The sequence below is a fragment of the Aquiflexum lacus genome, assembly GCF_015476655.1.
In the GTDB taxonomy this organism is placed as follows: Bacteria; Bacteroidota; Bacteroidia; order Cytophagales; family Cyclobacteriaceae; genus Aquiflexum; species Aquiflexum lacus.
Map to the genome: position 1 here is coordinate 132,690 of NZ_JABFHF010000007.1, position 20,397 is coordinate 153,086.

At 39.3% G+C, this 20,397-nt stretch carries 15 protein-coding genes; 9 read left to right on the forward strand and 6 right to left on the reverse strand.

The features are described from left to right. The first annotated feature begins 73 nt into the window (after positions 1-73). The 5 genes from HMJ38_RS08795 (at position 74) to HMJ38_RS08815 (ending at position 7,905) form a co-directional block, all read left to right on the forward strand. Positions 74-2,032 (forward strand): glucoamylase family protein, encoded by a 1,959-nt coding sequence (locus HMJ38_RS08795; protein ID WP_194974010.1) that lies wholly within the window; start codon positions 74-76, stop codon positions 2,030-2,032. 11 nt (positions 2,033-2,043) lie between these two features. Continuing rightward, positions 2,044-3,405, forward strand: coding sequence for a glucoamylase family protein (locus HMJ38_RS08800; protein ID WP_394355063.1), 1,362 nt, complete (start codon positions 2,044-2,046; stop codon positions 3,403-3,405). 41 nt (positions 3,406-3,446) lie between these two features. Beyond that, positions 3,447-4,418, forward strand: a complete 972-nt coding sequence (locus HMJ38_RS08805) for a metallophosphoesterase (protein WP_317174511.1) — start codon at positions 3,447-3,449, stop codon at positions 4,416-4,418. A gap of 161 nt (positions 4,419-4,579) precedes the next feature. Then, positions 4,580-6,874 carry a beta-glucosidase BglX gene (gene bglX / locus HMJ38_RS08810; protein WP_194974012.1) on the forward strand — a complete coding sequence of 765 codons (2,295 nt, stop codon included), beginning with the start codon at positions 4,580-4,582 and terminating at the stop codon, positions 6,872-6,874. Between the two features lie 167 nt (positions 6,875-7,041). Next, on the forward strand, positions 7,042-7,905 hold the full coding sequence (locus HMJ38_RS08815; RefSeq protein WP_194974013.1) for a serine hydrolase: 864 nt from the start codon (positions 7,042-7,044) through the stop codon (positions 7,903-7,905). Between the two features lie 27 nt (positions 7,906-7,932). On the opposite strand, the gene HMJ38_RS08820 is transcribed toward HMJ38_RS08815, so the two are convergent. The 6 genes from HMJ38_RS08820 to HMJ38_RS08845 all read right to left on the reverse strand — a co-directional run bounded on the left by HMJ38_RS08820 (position 7,933) and on the right by HMJ38_RS08845 (position 13,810). Continuing rightward, positions 7,933-9,702: an adenylate/guanylate cyclase domain-containing protein gene (locus HMJ38_RS08820; RefSeq protein ID WP_228779970.1), complete on the reverse strand. Its 1,770-nt coding sequence runs from the start codon at positions 9,700-9,702 to the stop codon at positions 7,933-7,935. 21 nt (positions 9,703-9,723) lie between these two features. After that, positions 9,724-10,050 carry a hypothetical protein gene (locus HMJ38_RS08825; RefSeq protein WP_194974015.1) on the reverse strand — a complete coding sequence of 109 codons (327 nt, stop codon included), beginning with the start codon at positions 10,048-10,050 and terminating at the stop codon, positions 9,724-9,726. A gap of 129 nt (positions 10,051-10,179) precedes the next feature. Next, positions 10,180-10,512 carry a hypothetical protein gene (locus HMJ38_RS08830; protein ID WP_194974016.1) on the reverse strand — a complete coding sequence of 111 codons (333 nt, stop codon included), beginning with the start codon at positions 10,510-10,512 and terminating at the stop codon, positions 10,180-10,182. A gap of 147 nt (positions 10,513-10,659) precedes the next feature. Continuing rightward, a complete protein-coding gene (locus HMJ38_RS08835) occupies positions 10,660-11,550 on the reverse strand; it encodes a hypothetical protein (RefSeq protein ID WP_194974017.1) in 891 nt (296 codons plus the stop codon). Positions 11,551-11,588: 38 nt separating this feature from the next. Beyond that, on the reverse strand, positions 11,589-12,584 hold the full coding sequence (locus HMJ38_RS25640) for a hypothetical protein (RefSeq protein WP_317174512.1): 996 nt from the start codon (positions 12,582-12,584) through the stop codon (positions 11,589-11,591). A gap of 380 nt (positions 12,585-12,964) precedes the next feature. Continuing rightward, positions 12,965-13,810: a sulfurtransferase gene (locus HMJ38_RS08845; RefSeq protein ID WP_194974018.1), complete on the reverse strand. Its 846-nt coding sequence runs from the start codon at positions 13,808-13,810 to the stop codon at positions 12,965-12,967. Between the two features lie 1,052 nt (positions 13,811-14,862). Between HMJ38_RS08845 and HMJ38_RS08850 the strand changes: the two genes are divergently transcribed. The 4 genes from HMJ38_RS08850 to HMJ38_RS08865 all read left to right on the forward strand — a co-directional run bounded on the left by HMJ38_RS08850 (position 14,863) and on the right by HMJ38_RS08865 (position 20,234). Then, positions 14,863-17,094, forward strand: a complete 2,232-nt coding sequence (locus tag HMJ38_RS08850; protein ID WP_194974019.1) for an alpha/beta hydrolase family protein — start codon at positions 14,863-14,865, stop codon at positions 17,092-17,094. 53 nt (positions 17,095-17,147) lie between these two features. Beyond that, on the forward strand, positions 17,148-18,674 hold the full coding sequence (locus HMJ38_RS08855) for a Ppx/GppA phosphatase family protein (protein WP_194974020.1): 1,527 nt from the start codon (positions 17,148-17,150) through the stop codon (positions 18,672-18,674). Between the two features lie 230 nt (positions 18,675-18,904). Beyond that, the gene (locus tag HMJ38_RS08860) at positions 18,905-19,483 is read left to right on the forward strand and encodes a Crp/Fnr family transcriptional regulator (protein WP_194974021.1); all 579 of its coding nucleotides are present in this window, start codon (positions 18,905-18,907) and stop codon (positions 19,481-19,483) included. 325 nt (positions 19,484-19,808) lie between these two features. Then, a complete protein-coding gene (locus HMJ38_RS08865) occupies positions 19,809-20,234 on the forward strand; it encodes an SRPBCC domain-containing protein (protein ID WP_194974022.1) in 426 nt (141 codons plus the stop codon). Positions 20,235-20,397 lie beyond the last annotated feature (163 nt).

Here is a 20,397-nt window from a genome sequence, read left to right on the forward strand (position 1 = left end):
CAGTGAACAAAATAACCCAAAAGGGAATTCAGATACCCATCTGAATTCCCTTTTATTTTCTAAATACCTATCCATGAGTAAAGTGATATCATTGTTGTTGGTTTTGGTTGTTTTTATTAGCTGTGATAAAACTGAATCTGAATTATCCCATTTAAACCTGATTCAGGTAGATATTGGAGGACAGGAAATCAGTTTATCAGAGCCATACTCAGAAAATATTCCCATTGACCGACCCATTACCTTACTTTTTTCCGGACCCCTTGACCCTGCAACAGTTGCAAACAACATTACGCTTTATGAGGGAATCGAAACTGTTGATTTTTCAACAAGCCTTATTTCAGACAATAAAAGTCTCATTATTTACCCTGAGGGAGTTCTGAAAACCAATACCTGGTATAAACTTGTGATTTCAGAGTCTTTAGCAGGTCACAACACTGGTATATTCTCTGGTAAAGACTTTAGCTTCAGGACAATAATGGGATCACTTCAGGTTACTCTGGAAATAACGGAGGCTCAAATAACTAAATCTGGTCGAATAGTAGATGTTCCGTTAGACTTAAAAGCCACACTTCAGTTTTCAGATCCTGTAAATAAAAATACACTGGAATCTGCCATCAAGTTGACTGGGGCAAACAGTTCTGGTTTACAATTTTCATATTCAGAAGATGACAGGAATGTAGAGATAATTACTTCTGCTCCCTTGCAATACCTGACCAAATACAGCCTTGTTATTGCTAATACACTAGAAGGTGCTGAAGGGGAAGCATTTGCAGGATTGACCAATACTTTTTTCACTGAAATTGACCCAAATCCTAAATTCCCTCAAATCTCTGAGGAGGCCCTATTGAACCTTGTGCAAGAACAGACCTTCAAATATTTCTGGGATTTTGCCCATCCAAACTCCGGTTTGGCCAGAGAAAGAAATACCTCAGGAAATCTGGTTACTATCGGGGGCTCAGGTTTTGGTGTCATGGCTCTTTTGGTGGGCATGGAGAGAGGTTTTATCAGCCGAGAAGAGGGGGTGGAAAGACTGGAAAAAATAGTAAACTTTCTAAATACCGCTGATAGATTTCATGGTGTATGGCCACATTGGCTCAATGGCAACTCAGGCCAGGTAATCCCATTCAGTCAAAGAGACAATGGTGGAGACCTGGTGGAAACGGCATTCATGATCCAAGGCCTACTGACTGCAAGTACTTACCTAAACGAATCCAACACGCAGGAAAAATCCATTATTGACAAAATAACCCAACTTTGGCATGAAGTGGAATGGGATTGGTATACAAGGGGTGGTCAAAATGTGCTTTATTGGCATTGGTCTCCGGAGTATAATTGGGAGATGAATCTGCGTATTCTAGGTTGGAATGAATCCCTGATCATATACATTTTGGCTGCAAGTTCTCCGACCCATGCCATAGATAAACAGGTTTATGACAATGGTTGGGCCCGAAATGGTGCAATGCGAAACGGAAATACATATTATGGCATTGACCTGCCTTTAGGATATCAATTTGGTGGACCACTATTCTTTGCCCATTATTCATTTTTGGGTCTTGATCCCCGTAATCTCAGCGACCAATACGCCGATTACTGGGAACAAAACAGAAAACACTCACTGATCAACCAAGCGCATGCAGTGCAAAATCCCTTGGGATTTGTAGGTTATTCGGAAAATTCCTGGGGTTTTACCGCAAGTGATAATCACTTGGGATATAATGCTCATTCACCCACAAATGATTTAGGAGTCATTACTCCTACAGCAGCCCTTTCATCATTTCCTTATACTCCTGAAGCTTCGATGAAGGCGTTGGAATTCTTCTATTATCAAATGGGAGATAGGCTTTGGGGAGAGTACGGATTCTATGATGCCTTCAATGTTACTGAAGGATGGTATGCCAATTCTTATTTGGCCATTGATCAGGGGCCGATCATTTTGATGATCGAAAACCACAGGTCTGGATTACTATGGGACTTGTTTATGCAGAATCCGGATGTTAAATCCGGCTTAGATAAATTGAATTTTAATTATTAACCCAACAGATGATGAAAAGAAATTTAATATATGTTTTGATGATCCTATCGACTATTTTTTCTTGCTCAGAAAGGAAAGTTAGTACAGCTGAAATTCAAGAAAGCGAAGAAATTTCGGACGATTCCCTGATGAATCTTGTGCAATACAGGACATTCCAATATTTCTGGGATGGAGCAGAACCCACATCGGGTTTGGCAAGAGAACGATTCCATGTGGATGGAGAATATCCCCAAAATGATAAAAATGTGGTCACTTCCGGAGGCGGCGGCTTTGGTGTAATGGCCATTTTAGTGGGAATTGAGCGGGGATTTATTACACGTGAACAAGGACTTGAGAGGTTGGAGAAAATCGTAAATTTTCTGGAGAATGCTGACAGCTTTCATGGTGTTTGGCCACATTGGTGGAATGGAGAAACGGGTGAGGTAAAACCTTTCAGTAAAAAAGATGATGGAGGGGATCTTGTTGAGACCTCATTTATGGTAACAGGATTATTGACTGTGCGACAATACTTCCGTGATGGAAATGAAAGTGAGCAAGCTTTGGCAGAACGGATCGATAAGCTTTGGAGGGCAGTTGAATTTGATTGGCACACCAAAGGAGGTGAGGACATACTTTATTGGCATTGGAGCCCAAACCACGGTTGGGATATGAATTTTGGGGTCAACGGATATAATGAATGTCAAATCATGTACATTTTGGCGGCATCTTCGCCAACCCACAGCGTACCCGCTTCTGTATACCATAAAGGATGGAACAGAGACGGAGATATCAAAAATGACCCAAATCACGAAGCATACGGATATCATTTGGCACTTAAACATAATGGAGCTGAAAAATACGGTGGACCATTGTTCTGGGCTCATTATTCCTATGTCGGTTTGGATCCAAGAGGCCTGAAAGACCAATATGCTGACTACTGGGAACACAATACCAACCACACCTTGATCAACCGGGCATGGTGTGTAGAAAATCCTTTAGGTTATAAAGGTTATGGTCCTGAAAGTTGGGGATTGACTGCAAGTTATTCAGTAAAAGGATATGCTGGACATGCCCCGGGAGAAAATCGTGACAGGGGAGTGATAACCCCAACGGCAGCCCTTTCTTCTTTTCCATATACTCCTGAATACTCCATAGAGGCCATGCGTCATTGGTATGAAAATCTTGGAGATAAATTGTTCGGTGAATACGGCTTCTATGATGCCTTCAGTGAAACAGAGGATTGGTTTCCTCAAAGATATTTGGCCATTGACCAAGGACCGATTGTGGTGATGATGGAGAATTATCGCAGCGGATTGCTTTGGGACTTGTTCATGAGCAGTCCTGAGGTTAAAGAGGGTTTAAAAAAATTGGAAATGGAAAGTCCTCATTTGTAATGATATAGAACTTTCTTAAGGAAGTCAAAATAAAGGTAGTAGTGAAAAAAACAATTATATATACCATCTTCTTTTTATTGATATCTTCAAGTGTTCAGGGACAAAATAGGCCTTTCAGACTCGTGGTATTACCAGATACCCAATCCTATTTGGAATCCTGTCCTGAGATTATGAAATCCCAATTTGAATGGATTTCCGCTAATGCATCAAGTATTGATTATGTACTCCATGTTGGGGATATTACCCAAAGTAATACTCCTGTAGAATGGGCGTTGGCTTCCGAATATTTTGATTTGATTCATGGTAAGATTCCTTATGCTTTCTCCTTGGGCAACCATGATTTTGGAAGTGCTCCTGACAAGTATGCCGACAACAGGGATTCCCGCTGGGTCAATAAATATTTCCCGATATCCAAGATGAAAGAGATCGCAGGTTTCTCAGGTGCTTTTGAGGAAGGAAAAATCGATAACACTTATCACAAACTTGAATATGAGGGACAAAAATGGCTGATCCTCGCTTTGGAGTTCGGTCCCAGAAACAAAGTTTTGGATTGGGCCAATGAAATTGTTGAGATGCACCCCGAACACAAAGTGATTTTACTTACCCATGTTTATATGTATGTCGGAGATACACGACAATCTGAAGGAGACAATTGGCGACCGCATGCTTATGGAATTGGAAAGGATACAGGTGACGATGCAGTAAATGATGGTGAAGAGATATGGGGAAAGTTGGTCAAAAAACACTCAAATATTATAATGGTTTTTTCAGGTCATGTCCTACTAGAAGGATATGGGCAACTGGTAAGTGAAGGAGATGAAGGAAATAAGGTTTATCAGTTTTTGGCAAACTTTCAAAGAGGAGTTAAAACTCATGGAAATGGGTGTAATGGCTTCCTGAGGATAGTGGATATTGATCTAGAGGGCAAAACTCTTGAAATAAAAACCTATTCACCGTGGTTGGACGAATGGTTAGGGGATGACAACCATGAATTCAATTTCAGTTTAAAATAAGCCCAATGACTGTTGATATTGAAAGCTGGCAAGTAAGAAATCATTATGGATATTGAAGGTTGTTTCTATAAGATTTCGGAGATTCTGTTGATTAAGGAAATACCCAAAATACTATAGAAATTGAAAAAATTTTATTCAGATAAAATAAAAAAATTGACATTATGAAAAATACAGGAATAATTCTTTTCAGTATTGCTATAGCAATTTCACTATGTATCCCATCCTTTGCTCAAACTTCCACTGAAGCACGATTTATTCAAAAGGCCGATTCCATAATATCTCTGATGACCTTAGAAGAAAAAATCGGGCAGCTGAATCTTCCTGCGGTGGGTGATTTTACCACAGGTCAGGCCTCAAGTTCCAATATTGCAGAAAAAATAAAAGCCGGAAAAGTCGGGGCACTTTTTAATATCAAAACAGCTGCTAAAATCCGGGATGTCCAAAAGGTTGCTGTGGAGGAAAGCCGATTGGGAATTCCATTGCTATTTGGGATGGATGTGATCCATGGATATGAAACTATTTTTCCAATACCCTTGGGCATAGCCAGCAGTTGGGATATGGAACTGATTGAAATGTCTGCCAGAATTGCAGCAAATGAAGCCAGTGCTGATGGGATCAATTGGACTTTTTCGCCCATGACGGACGTGTCCCGAGACCCAAGGTGGGGCAGGGTTTCCGAAGGAAATGGAGAAGATCCTTATCTCGGCGCCCAGATTGCCAAAGCCATGATTAAAGGCTATCAAGGCGATGACCTAACACTCAACAATACCATTATGGCCTGTGTCAAGCACTTTGCCTTATATGGGGCGCCGGAGGCAGGAAGGGATTATCATACCGTGGATATGAGCAGACAGAAAATGTTCAATGAATATTTCCTTCCCTACAAAGCTGCTGTAGAAGCAGGAGTAGGAACGGTCATGACATCCTTCAACGACATTGATGGAATCCCTGCAAGTGGAAATAAATGGTTGATGACAGACGTACTTAGAGAGCAGTGGGGGTTTGATGGATTCGTGGTGACCGATTACACGGCCATCAATGAGATGACTGATCATGGATTGGGAGATTTGCAACGGGTATCTGCTATGGCACTCAATGCCGGAGTGGAAATGGACATGGTGGGAGAAGGGTTTTTGACCACTTTACAAAAGTCCTTGGAAGAGGGCTTGGTGACAGAAAAACAGATTGAAAATGCAGTTAGATTGATTTTGGTGGCAAAATATAAGCTTGGCCTTTTTGATGATCCCTACAAGTATTGTGATCTTGACCGTGCCGAAAAAGAGATTTTTACACCTGCAAACAGGAAAATAGCCAGAGACATCGCAGCCCAGTCTTTGGTCTTGCTGAAAAATCAAGATGGGATTTTGCCTTTAGCAAAGAAAGGAACCATTGCTCTGATAGGTCCTTTGGCTGACAATAGGGAAAATATGACCGGGACTTGGAGTGTAGCTGCCAAATTCGAAAAATCAGTTTCAATACACGATGGTTTGAAAAACGCTGTTGGTGACAAAGCAAAGATAGTGTATGCCAAGGGAGCAAATGTGGTCGTGGATTCCTTGTTTGAATCAAAGTTCAGTATCTACGGAAAACCGACTTACAGAGATAACAGACCAGCAGATGTGATGATTCAGGAGGCCTTGGATGCTGCCAAAAATGCTGATGTGATTGTAGCCGTTATGGGAGAAGCTGCAGAGATGAGCGGCGAGTCTTCCAGTTTAACCAATATTGATCTGCCAGAAAACCAAAGAGATTTATTGAAAGCATTACTAAAAACCGGTAAGCCTGTGGTGATGGTATTGTTGGCCGGAAGACCGATGACGATCAAGTGGGAGGATGAAAATGTGCCCGCTATTCTGAATGCTTGGTTTGCCGGTTCGGAGGCAGGAGACGCCATCGCTGATGTGCTTTTTGGAGATGTCAATCCATCCGGTAAGTTGCCCGCAACTTTTCCTCAAAATATTGGGCAGGTACCGATTTATTACAACCAAAAAAGTACAGGTCGTCCGCTTCCTGAAGGTCAGTGGTTCCAAAAATTCCGATCCAATTACCTGGATGTATCCAATGACCCACTATATCCATTTGGTTATGGTTTGAATTATACTACTTTTGAATATGGTGATCTGAAATTCAGTAGTACGGATTTGAAAGGAGATAATAAGCTTCAGGTAAGTATTGATTTAAAAAACACGGGAAAATATGATGGGGCAGAGGTAGTTCAATTGTATATCAGGGATTTGGTGGCAAGTATGACAAGGCCTGTCAAGGAACTGAAAGGGTTTCAGAAAGTTTTCCTGAAAGCAGGAGAATCAAAAACCATAACATTTGACATTTCCACGGAAGATTTGAAGTTCTACAATTATAACATTGAGTTTGATTGGGAGCCGGGAGAATTTGAAATCATGGTAGGTGGCAATTCTAGGGATTTGGTCAAGGGGAAGATGAATTGGGAAAAATAATTTATTGAGAAGTGCCAGTTATTATTATTCCACAATAGTAGCATTGGATATTGATGGATATTTAGTGGAAATTGGGATATTGTGGGGTTTCTGATCGGATTAGGTGATATTTGAACCCATCTGGATTAAAGGTTAGTAATTTTCTCACGGATAAAAAAACAATTCTTATGCGCCACCCCTTCTGTCTTTCATTATTTCTCCTGTTTTCTTCGATTTCCTTTGCCCAAAATCAAGATTTAAAAAAGCTCCTTGATAAAGAAGCTTCCAACTTTCAGGGAGATGTTGGGATATATGTTCTTCATCTTCAAACCAAAGAGGAAATCGCCATCAACGCGGATTCGATTTTTCCGACTGCCAGTATTGTGAAAGTCCCGATTTTGGTTGGCGTAATGGACAAAATTGAAAATGGTGAATTGGAGTACCATCAAAAGTTGGTTTACAGGGATTCCATCCAATACGGTGGTTCCGGTTTGATGCAGTTTTTCAAAGACAGTGTGGAAACGGAACTGAGTGTATTGATGTCCTTGATGATCAGCTACAGTGACAACACCACCTCTCTTTGGTGTCAGGCTTTGGCCGGTGGCGGAGAGCGGATCAACGAAATCATGGAGGATTTGGGATTGGAACATACCAGGGTCAATTCCAGAACTCCAGGCAGGGAAGAAATCTGGAAAGTCTACGGTTGGGGTCAGACCACTCCAAGGGAAATGGTGCAATTGCTGGTAAAAATCAGAAAGGGAGAAGTTATCAGTCCTAAAGCTTCTGAACGAATGTACCGCTTGATGTCAAACATTTTTTATGATGAGTATTCTCTATCCGCAATTCCACCTTATATACAAACGGCTTCAAAACAGGGAATGGTCAATGCCTCAAGATCTGAATTGGTGATGGTCAATGCCCCAAAGGGAGATTATGTATTTTATATAGCGACCAAAAACAATGAAGACCAACGCTGGGAAGAGGACAACGCTGCTTATGAATTGCAACGAAAGGTGAGTAAGATTTTGTGGGAGTGGTTTGAGGGGGAATAAATGATTTTAAATAATTTTCTACTAATATCAATCCAAAAAATACATCTTCATGATACCCCTGTTTTTCATTTCTATTTCGCCTCGAAAAGTGCATGGGAAGTCACCTTTTATTTTCTCATAGGTGGTTTCAGAAATGTTGATTTTTCCGGGAAGTGAGGCAGATTCCATGCGGGAAGCTATGTTTACAGTATCTCCCCAGATATCATATTGCCACTTTTTGATCCCTACTATACCGGCAACCACAGGTCCTGTATGTAACCCGATTCGGACATCAAAATGTGGCATTCCATCTTCATTTTGCTTTTCCTGCTCAACAAAGGCCAATATTTCTTTGGCTGCTTTGATAATCTTAACCACATGGTTTTCATCTGGAAGAGGTAGACCACCTGCACACATATAAGAGTCACCGATGGTTTTTATTTTTTCAAGTCCATATTTAGAAATGATTTCATCGAATGCCTTGAAGTAAAAATCAATACTGTTTACCAGTTTTTTGGATTCTATATTTTTTGCCAACACAGAGAACTCAACAAAATCTGTAAATAAAACTGTGACCATATCGATTTTTACAGCCTCAACTTTCCCATTCAGCTTCAGTTCTTGGGCAGTTTCAAAGGGTAAAATATTGAGAAGGAGTTTTTCTGATCGTTTTTTCTCAATCTGAATGTTTTTATAATACCAGTATAATGTGCCCAAAATAATAGCTCCCAGAAAAACTATGATAATCAGCCCAATCATCACAATCCGCGTGTTTTTTTTGGCTTGATTGAGCATATCCACTTCCGCCTGTTTTTGTGCCACTTCAAAATCTGTCCTTAGGTCAGCCATTTTCTGGATGGACATTAAATTATTGACACTGTCCCTGAAGGCGATATGGTTTTTATAGTATTTTAAGGATTCTCCAGTATTTCCGCTCTTTTCGTAAAGTTCAGAAAGTTTAAGGTTGGCATTTGAGATTTGCTCTTTGAGTCCATGGACTTCTGCCAATTGTAAACTTCTGATTGCGTATTCCATAGCAGTACTTTCATCACCTTTTACCGAATAGATATCGGACATGTACAGCAGATATACACAAATCGGATAAAAATCTTCCAATTCTTCAAGAATCATAATGGCCTCATTGATATTTTTTTCTGCAAGGTCCCGCTGTCCAATATTGGCATAAACCATACCAATATTGCCCAAACTATATGCCTTTCCTGTCAGGTAATCCAACTTTTCGAATATGAGGCTTGATTCCTTAAAGTAAACATAGGCAGAATCAAACATGTCCCTATTCAAAAATTCATCTCCTGCATTCAAAATATTTGACGCCAAGGCAATGGAATCATCAGATTGCCGCAAAGTCGAAATAGCTTTGCGGTAATAAAGCATGGCATTGTTATGATTATTGGAAATAGAATAAATATCTGCGATTGCACCGTAAGTAATGCCTTCTCTTGTCAATGAATTTGCATTGCCAGCAGCTTCTGCACTTTTGATGTAAGCTTCCAGTGCTTCATCCAATTCCCCCATTTTTCTTTTATGAGTTCCTTTCAAAAAATAGCCGCTTTGTTCAGATAGAGGACTGGTAAGTTGTTTTGAAAGCAAAATCAGTTCTTCAGCATATTTGATAGCTTGCTGAAGATCTTTCATTTCATTGAAAGACAAATCCTCAAGCAAATCTAATTTTTCAGAATCAGTCAGTAAACCTTGTTGGTATATTTTGGCAAGACTGTCAGCAATTTTTTGATCCTGACCAAATGCAGTACCTGAAAAAAACCAAATAAAACCAATAAATGAAAAATAGTATTTCATTTTGGAATACATCTGAATATGCTATGGTTTAACTGAAATTTTAGGATCGTGTGAACCGCTACCACTTTCGGATTTGTATTTGATCGTATAAGTTTCTTCTGATTTACTTTTGAATTTAGATTTCACTATCCCGAACCACACTTTCGAATTTTTGATCTTTGAGGGACCTTTGGTAAAGATATTTTTTCCTTTGGTTTTAGAAATTCCAGAAATGCCAGTTACTTTGGATTTTGGTGCTATTGTCCAAAATACCAAATCTCCTGGGTTTACTTTCGTATCACCATGATCTGATAGTTTCAGTTTTCCGCCTTCTTTAATAGCCAATATTGTGATGTAGTGAGTTTTCATAATCATTAAAAATTAATTTGAAAGAAATTGTTTAAAATCGAAGTAAAGCAATGTAACGATTTTCGTACAATTTTTCAATGAATATGTATTTAAAGCCAATAAAAAAGTATCTAATGATTTCTATTCACTCTAAAGTTTAACCGAAATTTTTGGATCAAACATCCTGTTGGTTGTGGATCCGTTTTTGGTATAGGCAATGTCATACTCTTCTTCAGAACCTCTTCCAATGTTTGGATTCACTGTTCCTCTCCAGTTTTTCGAATTTCCGACTCTTGAAGGCCCTTCACTGAAGATATTTATTTCTGAATTATTGATGATACCCGTGATTTCATTTACTCCAGAGCGAGGATGGATTATCCAGGTCACAGTGTCTCCCGGGTCTACTTCAGTGTTACCTCTGTCGGAAAGGATAAGCCCACCATTGGAGTCAATCCCTTCAATTGTAATTGGATGATTTGGCATATTAAAATCATTTTTGACGTAAAAACACAAATAAATTACCAAAGCAATATATGCAATAATATGTATTTATATTAATTCAAACCGATTTAAAATATTTATGAAAAACATAAATCTGTGGGTATATTAAGTGAGGGGGAATGAGAATACTTAATAATTTAAATTCAATTCTCGCCTCAAAAACTCATCTTCAGATTTATTCTTGGTCCAATAATCCACGATTTTCAAACCTTTTCTTTTCGCTTTACTGATTTCTTTGGTACCATCTTGTTTGGTTTGACTCTCTTCCCAACCCATAATTTGATAAGGAAACTCTTTTTCAAAATCAATCTTCAATACCCTGATGCCAGAACTGTAAGTTACTTCCAATTGACTGAGGTTGTTACTGATGTCAGTTATTCTGATAAAAGCCTCTTCGGTTTTAAATTCATCATGTGTAAACCGCTGATAAAATAGTGAAGGCATCATTTCTACACTTCCTATTGGGATTTGGTTGGGATTGATTCTGATCAGATTCCAAAGCTCATCCTCTGGCAATCCAGAAAATGAAAAACTGTCATCGCCCTCTTTTTCGAAGTAGGAAAAAACCTCTCCCTGATAGCTGTCTTTGCTCTTCAAATTGAGTTGTGTGAAGGTATGACCGCACCATTCCTGCGAACTGGCATTAATCTTTTGACTTTGACTTTTTTCTTTTGTTGGCGTAAAAACAGATAGCATCATATGGTAGGGGTAAATTCCTGTCACAAAATCCCTTGTTTGGTTCATTTTAATTACCGAAATCTTATCAGAACCCGCATTTTCTGCTTGATCCAATTTAACATGGTTTTTTCTTGAAAATTCTTCAGTTACAAATATCAAAACTGCCTCACCCGTTCTTGGTTCCCCGTATCGGTACTGTTCCAGATCAAAACTCGATATTTCGGCCGTGCCCTGAAACCAATATTTTCCCCAAGCATCAAAATCTATTTCCTCACGCTGAGGTCTAGAACAGGAGGCCAAGAGTAAAATTGAAAAGGAAAGGAATACTATGATAATTCGCATATTAACTGGTTTTTATTTCAGAACAGGAAATCTTTAGATCAATCCGGGATTTTGTAGTATGCTTTCACAGCCTTATAGTCTTTCAAATTTACAGGAGCAATCCTTCCTGAGGTTGGAGTCCCCCCAGGAATTATTACATACCTGAAACTAACATCAGTGCCTATAGGTATGATTCCCATCGCATTATCTTCATTCGAAAGTGTCATTAAGATTTTATTCAATTGCAAATAATGGGTCAATCTTTGGCTTTTCAATTGAGTAATGGTCTGTGTGATTGGAAGAGGTTGGACTATATCAGGGAATAAATCAAACCTGATAAATACTGCTACAGTTCCCCTATCTACAATCCCGGAAGTTACTTGAGGCTCATCTACGGTATAAACTATGCTGTTTCGGCCAAAAAACATCGTATTTGCACTCCATCTGGACTCATCAAATGGTATCCAATCTGAGTAAATGACATTTGCCGTACCGGCTTCTCCTTGAGGTCCTGTTTCTCCTTGTGGACCCTGAGGTCCTATTGGACCAGTCGGTCCTCTATCGCCTTGAGGTCCTGTTGGTCCAGTCGGTCCTTGAGGTCCAGTTTCTCCTTGAGGCCCTCTTGGCCCAGTGGGTCCGGCAGGGCCTTGTGGTCCTGTTTCACCCCTAGGACCCGCGGGCCCCTGAGATCCGGTTTCTCCTTGAGGTCCGGCGGGTCCTGTCGGTCCGGCGGGACCTTGAGGGCCTGTTGGTCCTTGAGAGCCAGTTGGTCCCTGAGGTCCACTTGGTCCCGCAGGTCCCTGTGGCCCAACAGGCCCTCTTTCACCAGCTTCTCCTTGAGCTCCCTGTTCTCCATCTCTTCCTGCTTCTCCTTGTTCACCCTGCGGACCCTGTTCACCCTGAGGTCCTTGTTCGCCAGGCTCACCCTGAGGTCCTCTTTCACCCCTTGGACCTTGGATTCCGGGAGGGCCCATAATGGGTTCATCATCACTGACACAGGAAACAACCGCGAAAGCAACCATTACAAATAAGCAAAGCCTTATCAATGTTTTCATATAATTGGTGGTTTTAAAAATTTTGTAAAGAATTAAATAATTCAAATTCTTGTAAAGTGAAAATTTGGTATATCTCTTTTCATTTTGAAATTAAATCGTGTTCAAGGATGAATTTGGAGATTTTCACTTATGATTTCGGTCTCAAAAGAATATATTGATTAATTATGATGGTGTTAACAATATGTCTTTTTAGCCAATCGAAATGAGTCCTTAAAAGTTTTAAATTCTAAACAGCCATAATTTAAACATCAAATACAGATAAAAAAATAAAATCAACATAAATCTGTATGGTAAAGGGATACATCTAATGTTTTTCTTAATTGCAGTTATTTTTATTTGGCTAAACTCAAAAACTGAAAATCTGCCTCATATTAGAATTATTAGGATTCTTGAGCAATGGGTTTGTTATTTCTTGACCATTCACTCCAAGATCCTACATATAGCTTTGGGATTTCAATTCCTGCATGGGCAAAAGCCAGTAAAGTATGGCATGCTGTCACTCCCGAACCACAGTGTACAATGATGTTTGAAATAGGCTTGTTCTTTAAAATGTCACTGTAAAGTACCTTCAATTCCTCAGGGGATTTAAAAAAACCATTTGGATTTAAGTTTAGGGAAAAGGGTATATTGACTGCTCCAGGAATATGTCCCGCCACAAGATCTATGGGCTCTTTCACACCATTGTACCGTTCAGATTCTCTGACATCAATGACGAGATAGTCTTTGTCCAAAGATACTTTTTCGACTTCTGACAGATCAGCTTCTGGCAGTATCCATTCATTTTGTTTGGGATAACTAGACGGTATTGGTTCAGTATTTTCACCTCTTGCTATGGTTATTCCAGCTTTTATAGCGGCATCCAAACCTCCATCAAGTACCTGGATTTTTGGATGGCCAATGGATTTCATCATCCACCAAAACCGGGAAGCTGCATTTGATCCGTTTTTGTCATCATAGACTACCACATGGCTTTCAGGGCTTATTCCAAGTCTTGAAAGGAGGCTACAAAACTGACCTTCACTAGGTAAGGGATGCCTGCCCCCGTTAGCAAAATCTTCTTTTATATCAGATAATTCGGTGTTCAGGTCGACGTGCAAGGCTCCTTTGAGGTGTTTGTTCAAGTAGTTGCTTTTTCCAAAACTGGCATCTATGAGAATAAACATTTTATTTTTTTTTAAATCAAGCAGCGCTTCGGGAGAAATGATGGGGGATGAATATTGAGTCATTGTATTTTCTTTTGATATAAATATCCCAAATAAATGATGAAAAACCAGATAAGATTTTATGTCAATTTAAAAGCAGGCCTTGACCAGGTGACTTGTCGGACCCCATCCTTTTAAGTAATTTATAGTGTGATACAATCGCTCCCCACATGCTTTCTTCATGGTATTGAATATTAAACTCTTCTGCAGTTTGTTTGATGATTTCAGAAAGAGCGATGTAATGAACATGACAGATATTGGGAAAATATGATGGATAATATGAGTATTGAGTCCTCCAAACAAGAAATTTGCGAGTTTACTTTGTCTTGCGAAATCTATGGTATTTTTGAAAATATGAAAAGTCCAAGTGTCCAATAATTGATCTTTTTGGTCCACAGTTCCAAATTCTGACTCATTTACCAATTGCTCAGCAATAGCCCATATAATATACAGAAAAGTGTCAAAAGGAAAATGGTTTTCAATGAAGCTTCCCAACCTCCATTTTTGGATTTTCCTGTTTCTTTAAAGTAGTTTTCAACTCTCAAAACAATGGTTTTGGAAAAGTCATCGAACTTCGATTTTTAAAGATTGGCTTAGCAGTCACAGGCTTTTTTTGGTTTAAAGAAGTAGACATAGCATTATGATTTTTTTGAAACTATTTTTTATGTTCTGAAAAACTCAAAAGTCACTTGGCGTTTTTATTTTATTGAAATAATATTTGTCAATTAATTTTTGGTTTATCCAAATTTTACAAAACATAAATTTGAAGGGAAGATATTTTTTGGAACAAATTATTATTTTACGTCTATTTTAAGAAATGAAATTCTTAAACTGTACAAAATCAGATTGAGAATGGAATAATCAATCAATTAATCAGTAAAAATTGCAGATGTAATTTTGACCTTTTAAATTTTTTAAAAAATTTAGCTGGAAATTGATCTGTTTGAATTCGAAGTAGAATATCAAATCAATCTAATATTCTTAATTTTTAATACTTGACTATGTTATTTCACTGAATCAATCAAACTGTTAGCAATTCATTAAAAACATTTTTATTTTGGAAAAAATATAATCATATGCAATTGAGATATCCGAGCCCTCTTATCCATCTATTTCTGTTTTTATCCTTTGTTTCTTTTCATTCTGAGGCCCAAAAAACCAATTTTACCGTGGCTGATGCTATTCAGGTCAAAGTAATGGGAAGCCAAAATCTTTCTGATGATGGAAAGTATTTGGCAGGAGTTATCAGCGATGGTTCCGCACGCTTCCAAACAGATCATTTTAGATTTCAGGATCCATCCTATATGAATGTACTGCCGGGAGAATTTGTAATCATCCAAACAGAAACAGGAGAGCAGTTGAAGCCAAATGCTGGTATTTCAAGAGTAACCTCTTTGTCTTGGTCACCCACCAATAAGGAAATCGCATTTTTGGAACAAAGAGAGGATAAACTCCATTTGATGGTTTATGATATAGGAAGAAAAAGAAAAAGGGAAATAAAGATTTCAGGCAATCCCATTTTGGCCAACGAAAGTCTGCTTTGGGCACCTGACGGAAAGTTCCTTTATATAAAAAGTAGAGAAGCTGACTGGTTGGAAAAAGCCATGCCGCTTTACGAAGAAGCCACAAAAGGACCTATTGTAGTCTATGATGGCTCAGAGCCTTTCCTCAAATGGGATAAAATCCGAAATACAAATGCACTGACGAATATTCTGAAAGTAAATCCTAAAAACGGGGATAGTGAGAAGATTTTACCCGAATCCATTTATTCCCAGCTGAATATAACGGAAGACGGATCAAAATTGATTTTCACAGAAAATTTTCCTCTAAAAACTTCTTATGTACGCGATAAGGGAACGGCCTATCAAGTTGCCTACATTGACCTTGCCACTGCCGATTCTGCAAAAGTAATTTATAAACGCAATGAAAAAAGAAGAAATTTTAACTGGTCTGATTCCAAAACAAACTATGCTTGGGTGGATTCGGGCTATGTGTTTGTGAGGAAATTGGGAAGCAATGATTCCATCAATCTGACAAAGGGAAAAGCCTTTGAAGAGGAGGAAAAAAAGAAAGAAGTGAAATTCAATGTCCTTTCCTGGAGTCCTGATGAAAAAGGCTTGTTATTGAGTACAGATAAAGGGTTTTGGTGGGCAGATGTGCAGGGCGAAAGCCTTGAGATGATATATGATTTCAAAGAGGAAAAGGAGAATAGACCGGAGCTGGACCTGATCAAGTGGACTGAAGATGGGCGTCATATCTATTTCAGTTATTCAGCCAAAAAAGAATGGAAAAGAGGGTTTGTGAAGTTGGATATAAATGAAAAACAAATGTCTGAAATCCTGTTGGACACAAAACTGTATACCAGCGTCCAATTTGCCAAAAATGGGGAAAAAGGAATTCTGAATCTTTCTGATGGTGACCTGCCTTCGGATGCCGTGGCGGTTGATTTATCATTTTCCAGTATGCAGCCTTTGACAGATATGAATCATTGGATAAAAGATAAGAAGCTGACAAGATCGGAATTGATCACCTATAGAAATGTGGATGGAAAGGAAATGAAAGGGATTCTTTATTATCCTGTGGACTATGAAGAAGGTAAAAAATACCCACTTGTCTGTGAAATTTACGAGATTTTCTTCACCAATGGATTCAACAGAAACATGAATCTTTTTGCTAATCAGGGTTATTTTGGTTTGCGACCTTCAGTTGATTTGGAAATGGGTTATCCTGGGGAAGCATGGGTGAAAGGGATCACTTCTGCCATCAATAAGCTGGTTGATGAAGGAAAGGTGGATAATGATAAAGTGGGAGTTCAGGGCGGAAGTTATGGCGGATATGCCACCTCGCTTTTGATTACACAGACAGATCGCTTTGCCGCGGCGATCAATATTTCAGGTAAGGTCAATATCATCAGTTTTCTTGGGGATAGCCCTAAAATCGGAACAAGGAACTATACCGCTGCAGAATATGGTCAGGATAGAATAGGAGGTTCCCTTTGGGATGAACCGCTCAAATACTTTGCAACTACTGCGGTTCTTTATGCAGACCGGATCAAAACCCCGCACCTGATTTTGACCGGTGAAGGTGATTGGAATGTGCCTGGTGGGAATTCAAGAGAGCTTTATTATGCCATGAGAAGGTTGGGCAAAGACGTCACTTGGGTCAATTATCTTAACGGAGGTCACGGCGCCGGAGTCGCAAGTAATGAAAGTGATTTTCATGACCATTGGAAGCGTGTTTTTGATTTCTATGAAAAACACTTCAACAAGAAAAAAGAAAGTGAAAAAGACAAGGTTGATGAGAATTGATTGGTTTTGTTTTTTTCTATTATGAATCAAAATACTTATAGATATAAGATCCCATGAATCTAGCAGCCATCGATATTGGTACCAATTCCATTCACATGATCATCGTCAAGGTGACTTCCAAACAGACTTTTGAGGTATTGGTACAGGAAAAGGAAATGGTCAAGTTGGGTGTCGGTGTTTTTGCAAATAAAATGTTGAGCGAAAGGGCATTCAACGCCGGCATTCAGACCATTTCCAGGTATGTCCAATTGGCAGATGAATATGGGGTCGAGCATATCATCACAGCGGCCACATCTGCAACAAGGGAAGCAAAAAACGGAAGGGAGTTTTTGGATCGCCTTATTCAGGATATTGGCCTTTCACCTCAGATGATTTCTGGAAAGGAAGAATCGAGGTTGATTTTTTTGGCGGTAAGAAAAGCCATAGACCTTCAAAAAAGAAAGGTATTGGTCATTGATATTGGCGGAGGAAGTACAGAGGTGGTAATCGGAAATAAAGAATCTGTACTCTACAAATGCAGTATGAAGCTTGGTGTATTGCGGCTATTGGATAAGTTCGGAGACCAAGAGCAGCATTCTAAACAAACCCGGGAAGAGCTGAAGTCACATATCAGGGGGATTGCCGAAAAGGTGTTTGTAGATGCAAAGGGAGTTGGATTTACAAAGGTGGTCGGTACTTCAGGAACCATCAGGGCAATAGGTGAGGCCATTCTACTGATGAATGGCAAGGATATACTCAATTCCGTCAATGCTGAGACAGTCAAGGTCAAAGACATTGAAAAGATTGTAGAAAAGCTATGGGAACTGCCTGCTGAAAAAAGAGCCACAATCCCAGGAATCAATGAAAACAGGGCGGATGCAATTCACTTGGGTGGAATGCTTTTGCTCGAATTGCTCAATTTGGCCGATGTGAAGGAAATGACACTTTCAGATGCTTCTCTTAGAGATGGACTGATTGTGGATTATGTGGAAAAAAATGGCCAAAAACTTGAAGATTTGGTTCAGGGAAAAAATATCCGTGAAAGAAGCTGCTTATTGAATGCCATGAAATATGAGTCGGATATTTCAGAAAACAAGCATGTGGCCAAGTTGGCTTTGCAGCTGTTTGACCAATTGAAAGACCATCATGGCATGAACGATAGTGCCAGAGACCTGCTTTACCATGCCTGCCTTATTTATGACATTGGTACTTTCGTCAATTTTCAGGATTACCACAAGCATTCAAAATATTTGATTTTACAGGGTAGGTTGAGGGGGTTCACCAACAGTGAATTGTTGATATTGGCCAACCTTGCCAGGTACCATCGGAAGTCAGGACCCAAAAAGAAAAAGATCAAAGACCTGGTCAAGAAAGACCGGAAGTTGGTTTTGGGACTTTCGGGAATTCTTCGGATAGCGGTAGGGCTTGACAAAACAAAAAACCAATGGGTGGAGAATGTTTACTGTGTGTTTGAGGATGATAAACTGACCATAAAGATTTTTGGGGATGCAGGCATGGACCTGGAAATCTGGGAGGCCCAGCGGTTTTCAGATACACTTACCAAGTTTTTGGGAAAAAAGATAGAGGTGGTAAAGGGGTAAGTTTGTTCAACAATTTCCGTCTTTTTCTTTTGGTTAAAGCCCATTTTGCGATATGCATTCATTTGAGAATGGGGTAAAGCCACATTCCTATTGATATAGAGACCAAATCTGGTGGAACTCATATCAATTGCCTCCTGCTATAGTTGGAGGAATATATTGGTAAAACACCATTTTAGCTTTAGCCAAACATTTCTCCTTGAATTTCCAAAATCCAACCACTATTTTGCTATATGTATCAATTGATCCATCAGACAGTCAGTCAGGTTGCTAGTCTTAGTCCAAGAGAGAAAAGGATTTTTGAGGAAGCCTTTACATTTAGACAGGTGCCGAAAAAGTTTAGGTTGATCGAAGAAGGGAAAGTAGCCAAGGAGTTCTATTTTGTTAACAAAGGATTATTGAGGCTGTTTTATACTAAAGAAGGGGAGGAGATTACGGCTTTTATTTTTCAAGAGGGGCTATTTGGAGGTGCTTATGACTCCTTTCTTAGGCAATGCCCTAGTATACAATCTTTGGAGACATTGGAAGACTGTGAACTGCTTGTGATCACAAAAGAGCAGATGGATGACTTGTATATGAAATTACCCATCTTGAATACCATCACCCGTAAAATAGCCGAACAACGTTTTATCAATGCACAGAAAATTTTGTCTTCATTTATCTTAGATAGTCCCGAAGAAAGATACAGGAAGTTTGAGGAAGAGCACAGAGACCTGATTCAGCGGGTTCCACAGCATTATATTGCCTCATTTTTGGGGATAACTCCGGTGAGTTTAAGCAGGATCAGGAAACGGTTGATGGAGAAAGGATGAAGGTAGTTGAAGAGGCAAAAGGACGGAAGACAGGAGACCGAAGACGGAAGAGAAAAAAAAGGTCTTTATGTTTTAACAAGCTTAAAGTGGAATTTGGGACTTCAGGGATATGAGTGAAGGTACTTACATTGGCCCCTATAGCATTGAGTCCGAAGCTGGAAGTAGAAAGAATATTCAAATTGTAAATTCATTTATTGATTCATCGGATCAATCCAATGAGAAAATTTAAATTTTTTTTCAAACAAAAAGAGACTTCTTAACAAAAGATAACGAACCTAAGGGTACCGATTATCTACTTTTGACAGGAACATCAAACGATACGCTCATGAAGATCAGAACTGAAATCATCATCAATGCATCCAAGGAAAAAGTATGGAATATCCTGACGGATTTTGGAAATTATAGCAGTTGGAATCCATTTATCATCCAAAGTAAAGGGCAGGCTGTTGTTGGAAAAAAATTGACCAATACCATGAAAAACGGTGATAAAGACATAACCTTTAAGCCCACGATACTAAAAGTTGAAAGCTATCGGTATTTCGATTGGCTGGGGAAATTATGGATCAAAGGTTTGTTTGATGGCCATCATTATTTTGAAATCGAAGAAATCAACCCAAACCAGGTCAAATTAAACCACGGTGAGCATTTCTCAGGGATTCTGAGCAGTATGATTTTGAAGAAAATCGGGAAGCAGACCAGGGAAAACTTTGTCAAAATGAATATGGCATTGAAGGAGAAAGCGGAGGGTTGAATTTTGGCGTTACAATACTCAGGGTCACGAAGCCAAAGGCTTAGGACAACTTGCCTACTACAATTCATCTTCAACCTTTTAAAGTTCCGCAGGGGATTCTTCACTTCGCTTAAGAGTTTTCTGGAAAATAATAAGTTTTATAAAGCTCGTTCAGAATGACGTC